Consider the following 13406-nt stretch of genomic DNA (forward strand, 5'->3'; position numbering starts at 1 on the left):
GGAGCCGGTCGCTGGCAGAGCTCGTCAGCGACCGGGCGGATGATTCTGTTTCAACGCTCAGACCCGCAGATCGATCTGCTGCACCCAACCCCCCTTGCCCTGTTCGGTCACATAGAGGCCGGACTGGCGCAGCACACCCTGATTGCCGCTCTCCCCCAGATGGGTGAAGGGGGTGTCGAGGGGCCTTAGCAGGATGGCGCCGATCCCCAGCTCGACCAGAGCGATGGGGGCGTGGTCGGGGTGCCAGAACTGCAGGGTTGAAAACTGGCTATCCCCCTCGTCCAGCACTCCGTTGCCATCCTCATCCAGCGTGGCCAGCTCGCCGAAGCCATTGCCGGAGCGGGCACCAAACAACTCGCCGCCGTCATCTATGGTGCCGTTGCCGTTACGATCCAGCGCCACGAAGCCACTCCCTTCGCGCAGGCCGGGCAGGTTGTCCTCTTTGCCATCCTGATCGATGTCGAATTTGACCCGGGCGTCGGTCAGGCCTGCGATCTTGCCATCCAGACTGAGCACCAGCGGATCCTTGAGGGCATTGAGGGTGGTGCGGCGCTTGCTGATATCGAGCTGGCGCCAGTCGAGCACAAAGCCGAGATCGAGCTGCAGGCTCTGGCCGTCCTGTGTCTCTATGCTGGCCGAGGCGACCACGTTGAGCTGCTCCTGTTGCAGCAGGGTGTCTGTCACCTCCACCAGTTGATCCGGCTCGGCGGCCTGAGCAGCGGCTTCTCCTTGGGTCACCCCTTCGCCACCCTCTTCGGCAGGTTTGATCGGTTTGGGCAGCTCGATTTCGTGGCCCAGCATCGACTCGATCATCAGCTTGATCAACCGCTGGCGGTTGTCGAGCCCGTCGTTGGGAACGCCGTTCTCCTCCTGATTTTTGCTCCCCTGCGCCTTGGTTGGTGCGGCTGCAGCCTGCGGGGGAGTCTGGGCATTGCTCCGGCTGCTGGCTTGCAGCGTCAGGGCGCTGCTCTGCATCAGAGTGGTTCGCTGCTCGCCTGATGGTGGTGTGGCGGCGGTCCCGTTGGCGCCATTGGCCTGCGGCGCGACTGGCCCCAGTCTGCGCACCTTGCGTGCTTGCGCCTGTTGCTGTTGGTATTGCACCTCCCCCTGGAGGTCGTAGTGATCGATGCGCATACGTTCGCCCTCGGCGCTATACATCTGGTCAGTTATCGACCAGTTAATGAGCAGGGCTTAACACCAAATCGGACTAATCAGAGAGGTGGTTAGTACTAGGTTGCAAGGTGGCGGCGTGGCAGGATGATGGGCATGCGGGTGGTAGCCCGTTTGCCCAAGCGCAGGGCGCAACATGTGAAGAGGAAGAGAGGATGAGAAACTGTCTGGTGATGGGTGCGGCGGGTTATATAGGCTCCTACCTGGTGCCCCACCTGCAAACCCTGGGCTACAGGGTGATTGCCGGGGCGCGCCGTCCCTGCCGCCTGCCGGAGGGGGTGGAGTTTCGCCTCGCCGACAGCCTCAAACCCATCACCCTGCTGCCTGCGCTGGCGGGCATAGATACCGTCTTCTATCTGGTGCATGCCATGGGGGCGGGGGCCGATTTTCACCGGCTGGAGCAGCAGGGGGTGAAGAACTTTGCTGCCGCCGCTCGCGCCGCCGGGGTGCGCCGCATCATCTATCTCGGGGCAATCCAGCCCGAGCAGTGCAACAGTCGCCATCTTAACTCCCGCCGCCACTGTGGCGAGCTGTTTCGCGAATCCGGCGTACCGACGGTGGAGCTGCGTGCCGGCATCATCATCGGGCCCGGGTCAGCGGCGTTCGAGGTGATGCGGGATCTGGTGTTCAACCTGCCGATGATGGTGACACCGAAGTGGGTGCGCTCGCGCACGCCTCCCATCGCCCTCTCAAACCTGCTGCACTATCTGGGCGGGCTGGTGGAAGCCGAGGAGGTGGATGGCCGCATCTTCAATGCGGTCGGCCCAGAGCTGCTCAGCTATCAGCAGCAGTTGCAGAAGTTCGCCGCCCATATCGGCAAGCGCTGCCCCATCATTCCCATCCCGTTTCTGAGCCCGCGCCTCTCTGCCTGGTGGCTGCAGTTTGTCACCTCGGTGCCGCAGCCGGTGGCCAAGGCGCTGGTGGGTGGCCTCAAGCACGACATCCCGGCCGATGACGGCCCGCTGCGTGCCCTGCTGCCACAGACCTTGCTCAGCTTCGACGAGGCGCTGGCGGAGAGTCTGGCGCTGGAGCAGAAGCTGGGTGCCGAACAGCAGGGGCAGGAGACGCCGCTTGGCCTGCGCTGGCGCCATCCCGAATATGGCTTCTACGACCGCACCGCCAGCGGCGATGCCATCTGTCTCGCCTCGCCCGAGGTGGTGTGGCAGGTGTTGCAGCAGTTGGGGGGTGAGCAGCGCTACTTCTACATGAACGAGCTGTGGGTGGTGCGCGAATGGATGGATCACCTGATCGGCGGCCCGGCCCGCACCCGTGGTCGCAGCAATCCGGATCGCTTCGTGAAGGGGGATATGCTCGACTCCTGGCAGATCCTCGGGGTGGATGAGGGGCGCAGGCTCGATCTGCTGTTCAATATGAAGGCCCCGGGCGTCGGGCGGCTTGAGTTCAACATCCTGCCGGAGGAGTCGGGGCTGACCCGCATCCGGGTCACCGCTCACTGGCATCCGCAGGGCGCCTGGGGGCTGGCCTACTGGCTCGCCATGCTGCCGTTCCATCTCTTTATCTTTCAGGGGATGACCGAGGCTATCGCCCGTCAGGCGGAGGCGAAGGCCGGAATCCCGGTGATGGATTGACTGCGGTGGCCTGATCGCCGCGTTTCCGCCGTTAGCATGAGAATAAAGGCCTGCTACCGGGCCTTCCCTGTGCGCCGTTTATGCTGATTTTATGCACTCACATCAAGCTCCATTTGAAAATTAACTTTCTCTTTTAGCCCGATATTGATGTGCGTCTTGCGACAAAGACTGGCATCATGCCCTGCTATTTATGCAGTTTAGGTGTGTGACTAATTAATAAAGAAGGGATTATGAAGAAAAAACCGTCAATTTTGGGGGGCGCTTGCATCATTGCCAGCGTCTGCGTGGGAGCCGGCATGCTCGGTCTGCCGAGTTCGGGGGCGGGGGCCTGGACCCTCTGGTCGGTGCTGGCACTGACCGTCACCATGGTGATGATGACCCTCTCCGGCTGGATGCTGCTGGAGTCCTTCCAGCACCACGACATGCGGGTCTCCTTCAATACCGTGACCCGTGAGCTGCTGGGGGAGAAGCTCAATCTCCTCAACAACCTCTCGGTCTACTTTGTTGGCGGCATTCTGCTCTACGCCTATATCACCTCCTCCGGTGCCATCCTGCAGGGGATGCTGGGGATCGACAGCAAGCTCGCCTCGGTGTTGTTCGTGGTGCTCTTCTCGCTGGTGGTGTGGCACTCGACCCGCGCCGTTGACCGCATCTCTGTGGTGCTGATCGCCTTCATGATCCTCAGCTTCGCCCTTGGTGTGGCGGGGCTGCTTGGCAATATCAAGTTGCCGACCCTGCTCGATCTGGCGGGCAGCGAGCACCGCTACGCCCCTTATGCCATGGCGATGCTGCCGGTGGCGCTCACCTCGTTTGGTTATCATCACTCGGTCGCCTCCCTGCGCGCCTACTACCAGAACGAGCAGCAGGCCCGATGGGCCATTCTGGGGGGAACCCTGATCGCGCTGGCGCTCTATGTGCTCTGGTTGCTGGGGATCTTCGGCAACCTGCCCCGTCAGGATTTTGCCCCCGTGATTGCCAAGGGGGGTGACGTGAGCGTGCTGCTCTCCGCGCTCTCCGGGGTCATTGAATCGGAGAAGGTGGCCAGCGCCATCAACGGCTTCTCCATGGCGGCTATTCTCTCCTCCTTTATCGGGGTGGGGCTCGGGGTGTTCGACTATCTGGCGGATCTGTTCAAGTTCGACAACAGCCGCGCCGGTCGCAGCAAGACCTGGGCGGTTACCTTTCTGCCGCCGCTGGTGCTTTCCCTGCTCTTCCCGTTCGGTTTCCTGCTGGCCATCGGCTATGCCGGTGCCGCCGCCACCATCTGGACCTGCATCATCCCGGCCCTGCTGGTGTTGCGTACCCGGGCGCGGGCCGAGCGGGGCGAAGTGACGTCCCGCTTCGTCACCCCCGGCGGCAAGCTGATGGCCTGGCTGCTGATCCTGTTCGGATTGGCGACCGCGCTGTTCCACTTCCTGTCGATGGCGAATCTGCTGCCGGTCTATCTTGGCAACTGAGCCGGATCTACATAGCTGACAGAAAGGGCGACAAGGCCAACTTGCCGCCCTTTTTTGTCCCATTTTTTGCCCCGCATAGCAGCATCTATAACTAAAGAGGTAGTGGCTGGTGGGGTAAGGCACTGAAATGACTGGTCTGATCTGGTTGGCGGCAGCATGATCTGCTGGGCATGCCCACCGCTTTCTTTTATGATCCCCGCCCTTCTGCGTGCCCCCTGTCGGCACCTCATTTGCACCAACCACATCGGGGTCCCCCATGTCCGATCTGCGTCAAGAAGCACTCGATTACCACGCCCAGCCCGTACCGGGCAAAATTGCCATCGCCCTGACCAAGCCTGCCGAAACCGCCCGCGATCTGGCGCTGGCCTACAGCCCGGGTGTTGCCGAGCCGGTGCGCGAGATCGCTGCCAACCCGGCCGATGCCTACCGCTATACCGGCAAGGGCAATCTGGTGGCCGTCATCTCCAACGGCACCGCTATTCTGGGTCTGGGCAATCTGGGGCCGCTGGCCTCCAAGCCGGTGATGGAGGGCAAGGCCCTGCTGTTCAAGCGTTTCGCCGGTATCGACGCCATCGACATCGAGGTGAAGCACGAGACCAGCCAGCAGTTCATCGACACGGTGGCGGCCATCGCCGATACCTTCGGTGGCATCAATCTGGAAGATATCAAGGCGCCGGAGTGCTTCGAGATTGAAGAGGCGCTGATCGCGCGCTGCGACATTCCGGTGTTCCACGATGATCAGCACGGTACCGCCATCGTGACCGCCGCCGGTCTGCTCAACGCGCTGGAAGTGCAGGGCAAGCTCATCAGTGACAGCCGCATCGTCTGCATGGGGGCGGGGGCTGCCGCGACCGCCTGTATGGATCTGCTGATCAAGTGTGGCGCCAAGCCGCACAACATCTTCATGCTGGATCGTCAGGGTGTCATCCACACCGGCCGCACCGACCTCAACAAGTACAAGCAGCGTTTCGCCAACGAGACCCCGCTGCGTACCCTGATGGATGTCATCGAAGGGGCGGATGTGTTTGTCGGCGTCTCCGGCCCGGATGTGCTGCCCGCCGAAGCAGTGGCCCTGATGGCGCCCAATCCGGTGATCTTCGCCTGCTCCAACCCGGATCCGGAGATCAAACCGGCGCTGGCCCACGGGGTGCGCAGTGACCTCGTCATGGGTACTGGTCGCTCCGATTACCCGAACCAGATCAACAATGTGCTCTGCTTCCCCTTCATCTTCCGCGGTGCCCTCGATGCCCGCGCCAGCCGCATCAACGATGCCATGAAGATTGCCGCGGTCGAGGCGATCCGCGGTTTGGTGAAGGAGCCGGTGCCAGCCGAGGTGCTGACCGCCGCCGGGGTGAGCGCGCTCACCTTCGGCAAGGATTACGTCATTCCCAAGCCGATGGATGCCCGCCTGCTGCCACGGGTTGCTCGCGCTGTGGCGCTGGCGGCGGTCGCCTCCGGTGTTGCTCGCACCGAGCTGCCAGCGGACTACATGCTGTAATCTGCGTTGCAAACGGCCCCTTTATCGGGGCCGTTTTTGTTGCGGCTTCCCGTGACAGCTCAAGGCGCAGCCTGTACAGCAAATGGGCGGATATGGCGGCAATCCGGGTTCAAAGGTGGTCAAACAGCGCTCCCCTCTGACACAATGTCTGCATGACGACGCTTACGAGAATCAAGATGCAGCAGCAAATCCGCGGCCGTTTGGCCCACGCCCTCTCCTTTGTGCGCCATGATGGTCGCCACTTCGCCCAGTTTGTCTGGGGCCGTTTCCAACAGGACAGATTGACGGTTACCGCCGGTTATCTGGCCTATGTCACCCTGCTCTCGCTGGTGCCGATGATCGCCGTGGTGTTTGGCATGATGTCCGCCTTTCCGGTGTTCCAGAGCCTCAAGCAGGAGATGGAGCAGTTCGTCTACCACAACTTCGTGCCGACCGCCGGGGAGATGCTCAAGGAGTACATCGACGGCTTCGTCGCCAACGCCACCAATACCACGGCGGTGGGGATCGGGGCGCTGGTGGTGGTGGCGCTGATGCTGATCTCCGCCATCGACAAGAACCTCAACTACATCTGGCGCTCGACCCAGAGCCGCCCGCTGGCGCAGGCATTCGCCATGTACTGGATGATCCTGACCCTGGGGCCGGTATTGATTGGGGCCAGCATCGCCATCTCCTCCTACATCTTCTCCCTGCGGCTGTTTGGCGCCGAGAGCCTGTTCGGCATCGGTTATCTGCTGCTGCGGGGTTTGCCGTTCCTCTTCTCGGTGCTCACCTTCCTGCTGGTCTATACCGTGGTGCCCAACTGCAAGGTGCGGCTGATCCACGCCTTTATTGGCGCGCTGGTGGCGGCCACCCTGTTCGAGCTGGCCAAGCGCGGCTTTGCTATCTACATCACCAACTTCCCCTCCTATCAGGCCATCTATGGCGCGTTGGCGACCATTCCTATCCTGTTTGTCTGGGTTTACCTCAGCTGGCTGGTGGTGCTGCTTGGCGCGGAAACCACCTCCTGCCTCGGCGAGTACGAGAAACCTGCGAGCGAGGAGCTGGGCTAAGCCATCGCCTTGCCCACTGGTTTATTGGTAGCATCGACGACCGCCCCTGTAAGGGGGCGGTCGTTCTGTTTTGAGAGGAGAGGGATGTGATTGCATTGATTCAGCGGGTCAGCGAGGCCAGCGTGACCGTCGAGGGCGAAGTGACCGGCGCCATCGGTCAGGGGCTGCTGGTGCTGCTCGGGGTGGAGCAGGGGGATGATGAGGCCAAGGCCGACAAACTGCTGCACAAGGTAAGCGGCTATCGGGTTTTCAGTGACGAGAATGGCAAGATGAACCTCAATGTCAGCCAGATCGGCGGCAGCCTGCTGGTGGTCTCCCAGTTTACCCTGGCGGCCGATACCAAGAGCGGGATGCGCCCGAGCTTCTCCTGCGGTGCCCATCCGAGCGAGGCCGAGCGCCTCTATGACTACTTCGTGGCGAAGGCTGCTGCCAGCGGCATCCCGACCGCAACCGGCCGTTTTGCCGCCGACATGAAGGTGGCGCTGGTCAACGACGGCCCGGTTACCTTCTGGCTACAGGTCTGAGGATGCCTGATCCCGCGGTGTGACGTGGACGATCACGTTGATAAGCCCAGCGACCGGATAGGGGGTAGCGGGGCCAATCCACTGTTCGATCAGCATCAGGGCGTGGGTTAGCTCCAGCTCGGTGCGCGGCAGCAGGTTGATGACCAGGGTGCCGGTCAGTCGGGGGGCCAGCGCCCGGTAGAGCCGCTCCTGAAACAGCAGCAGCGGGTTGCCATCCTGACTGAAAAGATCGAGCAGGATGAGGTCGTACTGCTGCTCGCTCTGCTCGAGAAAGGCGAGGGCATCGGCCTGATGGAGTGCCGGAACGGCTTGCCCATCGTGCGCCTGATGCTGGAAAAACTGCTGATAAACGGTCAGCACCTCTTCGTCGAGGTCGATGCATTCATGGCGGGCCGAGGGCCAGCGCTGGCAGAGGTGGCGGGTGAGATCGCCGCCACCCAGCCCCAGTTCGAGGATCTGCCCGGCCTGTTCCGGCAGCAGGCAGGCGATGACCCGTTGATGGGGCAGACAGAGGGCTGCGGGGTCGGCGAGCGACATGGCAGATTGCACCACGCCGTCTATCTCCAGCCAGCGATGGTGGCTATTTTCCTGTACCGTGAGGCGGCGCTGGGGTTTGACGCTGAGGTGCAACAAGTGATCGGCTTGGTACGCTTGCAGATTGAAGTCCATGAATTTGCACGGCAAGATGGTTTCCGACCAGTGTAACTCAAGGATGAAACTATGTACCGGGTAGTCACCCCCCAAACGGCAGCCGAGCCGGGTACTGACTGCATGCTGCGCTGGAAACGTCTGTGTAAGTCCTTCCATCTGCCAGTCGGCGCAAACTCAAGGATCGCTTTATGTATCGGGTAGTCACCCCTCAGACAGCCGCCGAGCTGGATGTCTATTACCAGTTGCGCTGGGAACTTCTGCGTAAACCCTTCAATCTGCCGGTCGGTTCCGAGCGGGACGAATACGATACGGTCGCCATTCACCGGCTGATGTTGGCACCCGATGGTACCCCCATCGCGGTGGGCCGCCTCTTTATCGGCGGCGACGAGGCGCAGATCCGCTTTATGGCGCTGCGCCCCGAATATCGCGGGCAGGGGCTGGGTGCCAAAATGGTGGAGGATCTTGAGCAGCTGGCCCGCAGCGAGAAGGTGAAACGACTGGTGATGAATGCTCGTCAGGAGGCGGTGGAGTTCTATCGCAAGTGCGGTTTTCTCGAAGTGGGGGGCGGCCCCGTCTCCTTTGGTCGCATACCCCATCGCCAGATGATCAAATCCCTGAGCCCGTTGCAGACCATCCAGTATCGGCCGGAGTGGTGTCAGGATCTCACCACCCGCTGGTCGCGCGGGGTGCCCATCAGCGAGAAGATGGGGATGCACATCAGCCACTACGACGGCCAGACCTTCCATCTCAAGGCCAATCTGGCGGCCAACTTCAACGTGCATGGCAGCATGTTTGCCGGCAGTGTCTACAGCCAGTGCGTGCTGGCGGGCTGGGGGCTGATCTGGCTGCAACTTAAAGAGGAGGGGCTGGTGGGCGAGCCGGTGCTGGCCGAGAGCACCATCAAATATCATGGCCCGGTCGATGAGGAGCCGGAGGCGCGAGTAGCCCGCGAGGGGATGCCCGCCGTGCTGCAGCCGCTCAAGCGGGGCGAGCCGGTTACCTTTAGCCTCAAGATCCAGCTGTTCAGCGGCAGCAAACTGGCGGCAGAGTTCTGCGGCCACTACGTGGTGCAGCCGCCCCGCCGCCCGGGCCAGTAACCGCGTCGTTTCCCCATCAAACAACAAGGCCTCATCATGAGGCCTTGTCTGTTTTTACCCTTGCTGGCTGTCGCTTGTCTGCCCGGCTTGGGTCTGGACTTGGGCTTGAGCTTTCGGCGCGGGAGCCGGTCGCCAGAGCGGGGCGCTGTTGCCTTGGGGTGGATAACGTACCCCCACTTCCCAGCCGCAGGCGTCCTGCTTCTGCGGGAAGCTCCAGGCCAGTGTGGGTTCCGTCAGCGGCCCGCGCCACTGGCCGAGCAGCTCGGCGCAGCGGTTGCCATTGAGGATCCCCAGATCCAGCTGCCACTGCTCGTTGACCAGATCGATCCCCCCTTGCAGCGCCAGCAGATGGGTGATGGTGGAGGCACCAGCCTGCTCGATCTGCAGTTGGCCCTTGTCGATCTTGCCCAGCAGCTTGATGCGGTAGAAGGGGGTATCACCCTCCTGCATCGCCTGCCACAGCTGATCCGGCGTCAGGGTGGGTGGGGTTGCCCCCTTGAACCACTCATCCAGCAGCGGATCTATCTTCACCTTGTCCCAGAACGGCTCATCGGCATCGAGGGCAAAGCTGCCTTGCAGGGTCTGGCGCCACTCGCCCGCCGTTTTGCCATGTTCGGCTTGCAGGTCGGCGCTCACGTCCGCTTTGCCGGCAAAGGAGACCGGGGAGTGGAGTATCTTGCCCCACTGCTGCAGATCCAGCTTGGTTGCCTGCAACTGCAGGCGGCTGCTCTGGCCCGGTTCGCGGCCCCACTGGCCACTCAGGCTGAAGGTGCCCTCATCCGGCAGCGAGCTGGTGAGTTTGCCCAGTTGCCAGGAGCTGGGGGTCAGCTCCCCATCCAGCTCGCCGTTACGGGCGCTGAGGCCATCCCACACCAGCTCGAACCACTTGCTCTCGATACGAGCGCGGCCGAGCAGCGGGCCGGGTTGGTTATCGCGCAGGGCGAGATCGCTCAGATAGAGCTGCCAGCCGGTCAGCGACAGGGGCAGGGTATCGTCGAAGGAGAGCACCTTGAGCTTGTCGAACGCCAGCTTGCGGATATCCACCTGCTGCGGGCGCCAGCTCTGCCAATCCTGCCACCAACCCTGCGGCAGGCTGATATCCATGCCGCTCAGCGCCACGTCTTTCAGGGTCAGCTTCTGCTGCTGGGTATCGAGGGAGAGCTCGACACTGAACGCCCCTTCATAGGCCTTGCCCTGCAGTTCGCCGTCGATCTGCTGGGGCGAGAAAGCGAGCTTGCCCTTGATCTCCTCCAGCTGGAACAGGCCACGCCCCATATCGCCCAGGGTGCCGATCAGATAGCCGGTAGGCTGGCTGCCCGCCTGCCAGTTGAAGGCGGTGAGCTGGCCGCTGAAGTTGTTGAAGGAGAGCTCCTGATTGATGTCGTTGAGGCTGACGCCGTCCAGCTGGCCGCGATCCAGCGACACGCTTTGCAACGGGAAGCGCTGCGGGAAGCCTTGCTGCGTCAGATCACCCAGCTCCACCCGCATGCCGCGGGCCTTGAGATCGTGCAGTTGCAGGGTGCGGGCGGGCCAGTCCAGCACCATGCCGGCCTCCAGCAGACCGTCGAACAGGTTGGTCACCAGCTTGTCGGTACGCAGCACTTCCCCCTCCAGCCGTCCTTGCAGGTTGAGACGGGCGAAGGTGAATTGCGGGGTCTCCAGCTGGCCGATATTGAGGCTCAGGTTGGCCTGTGGCTGCCGTTTCGGGTCGATCAGCTCCCAGTCACTCAGGGTGGCATTGAGGCCACGCAGGGTCAGCTCGGGGCTCTCCAGACTGAGCCGGTCTATGGTGCTGTCGCTGATGGTGAGGGAGTGCACCGGCAGGCTCGGCAGCTGGTTGGGCAGCGGCAGCTTGATGGCGGGGCGAATGAGGTCGAGATGGGCGATGCGCACGTCGCGGCTCAGCCAGTCGATGCTCTCGATCTCCAGATAGATCTTGTCGAGGGAGACTGCATCGCCGTAACGCACCTGCTCCGCCAGCAGGGTGTAGGGGTGCAGCGGGTTGAACACCAGCCGCCCTATGGTGACCGGCACGCCGGTCTGCTGGCTGATCCAGCTGGCGATGGGGCCTTTGGCGCGCTCGGCGTCGAACAGGCCGAGGGCAACCCAGACCAACAACAGCAGGAAGGCGAAGGTGTAGAGCAGGCTGCGTAGCCAGGAATTCATGGATGCTTTCCTCCTGTTTTGGGGTGTGTTGTCAGGCGTTTGAGTAGTGGTCCCGCAGACCGAGCCAGCGGCGGATCAAGGGTTCAACATGGTTGGGATGACGATCCATCAGGAATCTCGCCATCTTCTGTACCTGCGGAATAAGCGGCTGATCTCGCACCAGATCGGCGATCTTGAGGTCGGCCAGACCGGTCTGGCGGGTGCCGAGCAGTTCCCCCGGGCCGCGCAGTTCCAGGTCGCGCTGGGCGATGAGGAAGCCATCGTTGGTCTCACGCAGCACCCCGAGTCGGCTCTGGGCCGTCTTGGACAAGGGGGCATGATAGAGCAGCACACAGTGGGAGGCTACCGCTCCGCGGCCAACCCGACCGCGCAGCTGGTGCAGCTGCGCCAGCCCCAGTCGTTCCGGGTTTTCGATGATCATCAGGCTGGCATTGGGCACATCCACCCCCACCTCGATGACGGTGGTGGCAACCAGCAGTTGCAGTATGCCTGCCTTGAACTCCTCCATCACCCGCTGTTTCTCGACCGGGCGCATCCGGCCGTGTACCAGCCCGATATGCAGCCCGGGCAGCAGGTTTTGCAGCTCGGCGGCGGTATCCTCGGCGGCCTGGCACTCCAGCACCTCCGACTCCTCGATCAGGGTGCAGACCCAGTAGGCCTGCTTGCCCTCGGTGCAGGCGAGTTTGACCCGCTCGATCACGTCGCCGCGACGGCTGTCGGGCAGCGCCACCGTGGTGATGGGGGTGCGGCCCGGCGGCAGTTCGTCGATGACCGAGGTATCGAGGTCGGCATAGGCGGTCATCGCCAGGGTGCGGGGGATGGGGGTGGCGGTCATGATGAGTTGATGAGGATGTACCCCTTCACGCTCCCCTTTCTCACGCAGGGCGAGGCGCTGATGCACCCCGAATCTGTGCTGTTCATCGATGATGACCAAGGCGAGGCGCTGGAACACCACCTGCTCCTGAAAGATGGCGTGGGTGCCCACCACCATCTTGACGCTGCCGTCGGCGATGGCGGCCAGCGCCTCTTCCCGCGCCTTGCCTTTCTGCTTGCCCGCCAGCCAGCCGACACCGATGCCGAGCGGCTCCAGCCACTTGGCGAAGTTGATGGCATGCTGTTCCGCCAGCAGCTCGGTCGGTGCCATCAGCCCCACCTGACAGCCGTTGCCGATGGCCTGCAGGGCAGCCAGTGCCGCGACCAGGGTCTTGCCGGAGCCCACATCCCCCTGTACCAGCCGCATCATGGGGTGGCTCTGTTGCAGATCCTTACTTATCTCCGCTACTACCCGGCTCTGGGCGCCGGTCGGCTTGAACGGCAGGGCGCCGAGCAGCTGTTCGACCAGCGCAGGCGCCGGTTTGAGGGCGCGGGCCAGCTGGGTTTGGGCCTGAGCGCGCACCTTGAGTACCGAGAGGTTGTGGGCCAGCAGCTCTTCCAGCACCAGCTGCTGCTGGGCCGGATGCTGACCGCTTTCCAGCAGCGGCAGCGCCACCGAGGGGGGCGGGCGATGCAGCAGCTTCAGGGCGGCGGCCAGTTCAATCTGATGGGGATAGAGACCGGCGGGCAGCAGCTCCTCCACGCCATAGAGGTCGAGCTGGGCCAGCGCCTGATCGGTGAGGCTGCGCAGGGTGAGTTGGCGCAGCCCCTCGGTGGTCGGGTAGACGGGGGTGAGTGCCTCTTCGGTCTGGCCGGCCTGCTCCTCGCCGAGCAGCTTGTACTCGGGGTGGGCCATCTCCAGCCCGTATTTGCCGGGGCGCACCTCGCCAAAGCAGCGGATCAGGCGGCCCGCCGCCAGACTGTTTTTCTGGGCGGCGGTGAAGTTGAAGAAGCGCAGGGTGAGGGTGCCGGTGCCATCGCTGATGCGACAGACCAGCATGCGGCGGCGCCCCATCACCAGCTGAGTGTCCTGGATTTCGCCCTCGACGGCGCCGTGCAGGCCGGGCGGCAGATCGCCGATGGGCCACACCTGGGTGCGGTCCTCGTAGCGCAGGGGGAGGTGGAACAGCAGATCCTGTACCGTGGCCAGCCCCAGCCGCTCGAGCTTCTCCAGCATTTTGCTGCCGACACCCTTGAGGCTATCGAGAGGAATTTTATCCAATTTCATCAATTAGATGCCCGAAAACACTGTAAATATGTCCAGATGATAGGGGTTGTTGAGGGGCCGATGCAAGCCGAGTTGCTGCTGGCAGGGGCGCCAAAGCGGGGGAA

10 protein-coding genes are annotated in these 13406 nt (G+C 63.0%); 6 read left to right on the top strand and 4 right to left on the bottom strand.

The features are described 5' to 3' along the window. Nucleotides 1-57 precede the first annotated feature (57 nt). Nucleotides 58-1158 (bottom strand): hypothetical protein, encoded by a 1101-nt coding sequence (locus LD28_RS0120825; RefSeq protein ID WP_033138807.1) that lies wholly within the window; start codon nt 1156-1158, stop codon nt 58-60. Nucleotides 1159-1325: 167 nt separating this feature from the next. On the opposite strand from LD28_RS0120825, the gene LD28_RS0120830 reads away from it, so the two are divergent. From LD28_RS0120830 to dtd, 5 genes are all read left to right on the top strand, one after another. Further along, on the top strand, nt 1326-2759 hold the full coding sequence (locus LD28_RS0120830; protein WP_033138808.1) for a DUF2867 domain-containing protein: 1434 nt from the start codon (nt 1326-1328) through the stop codon (nt 2757-2759). A 230-nt stretch (nt 2760-2989) separates the two neighbouring features. Beyond that, nucleotides 2990-4216, top strand: coding sequence for an aromatic amino acid transport family protein (locus tag LD28_RS0120835; protein ID WP_033138809.1), 1227 nt, complete (start codon nt 2990-2992; stop codon nt 4214-4216). A gap of 256 nt (nt 4217-4472) precedes the next feature. After that, complete coding sequence (locus LD28_RS0120840) at nt 4473-5714, top strand: malic enzyme-like NAD(P)-binding protein (RefSeq protein WP_033138810.1); 1242 nt, start codon at nt 4473-4475, stop codon at nt 5712-5714. Nucleotides 5715-5890: 176 nt separating this feature from the next. Next, on the top strand, nt 5891-6763 hold the full coding sequence (locus LD28_RS0120845; protein ID WP_033138811.1) for a virulence factor BrkB family protein: 873 nt from the start codon (nt 5891-5893) through the stop codon (nt 6761-6763). Nucleotides 6764-6849: 86 nt separating this feature from the next. Further along, nucleotides 6850-7287, top strand: a complete 438-nt coding sequence (gene dtd / locus LD28_RS0120850) for a D-aminoacyl-tRNA deacylase (protein WP_033138812.1) — start codon at nt 6850-6852, stop codon at nt 7285-7287. Here the strand turns inward: dtd and LD28_RS0120855 are convergent. Further along, a complete protein-coding gene (locus tag LD28_RS0120855; protein ID WP_033138813.1) occupies nt 7276-7956 on the bottom strand; it encodes a spermidine synthase in 681 nt (226 codons plus the stop codon). The genes dtd and LD28_RS0120855 overlap by 12 nt on opposite strands. Before the next feature lie 170 nt (nt 7957-8126). On the opposite strand from LD28_RS0120855, the gene LD28_RS0120860 reads away from it, so the two are divergent. Then, nucleotides 8127-9035, top strand: a complete 909-nt coding sequence (locus tag LD28_RS0120860) for a bifunctional GNAT family N-acetyltransferase/hotdog fold thioesterase (RefSeq protein ID WP_033138814.1) — start codon at nt 8127-8129, stop codon at nt 9033-9035. Nucleotides 9036-9089: 54 nt separating this feature from the next. On the opposite strand, the gene LD28_RS0120865 is transcribed toward LD28_RS0120860, so the two are convergent. After that, a complete protein-coding gene (locus LD28_RS0120865; protein WP_033138815.1) occupies nt 9090-11201 on the bottom strand; it encodes an AsmA family protein in 2112 nt (703 codons plus the stop codon). Nucleotides 11202-11232: 31 nt separating this feature from the next. After that, nucleotides 11233-13302 carry an ATP-dependent DNA helicase RecG gene (gene recG / locus LD28_RS0120870; protein ID WP_033138816.1) on the bottom strand — a complete coding sequence of 690 codons (2070 nt, stop codon included), beginning with the start codon at nt 13300-13302 and terminating at the stop codon, nt 11233-11235. Nucleotides 13303-13406: the final 104 nt, after the last annotated feature.

Origin of the sequence: Aeromonas finlandensis (genome assembly GCF_000764645.1) — a bacterium.
Taxonomy (GTDB): Bacteria; Pseudomonadota; Gammaproteobacteria; order Enterobacterales; family Aeromonadaceae; genus Aeromonas; species Aeromonas finlandensis.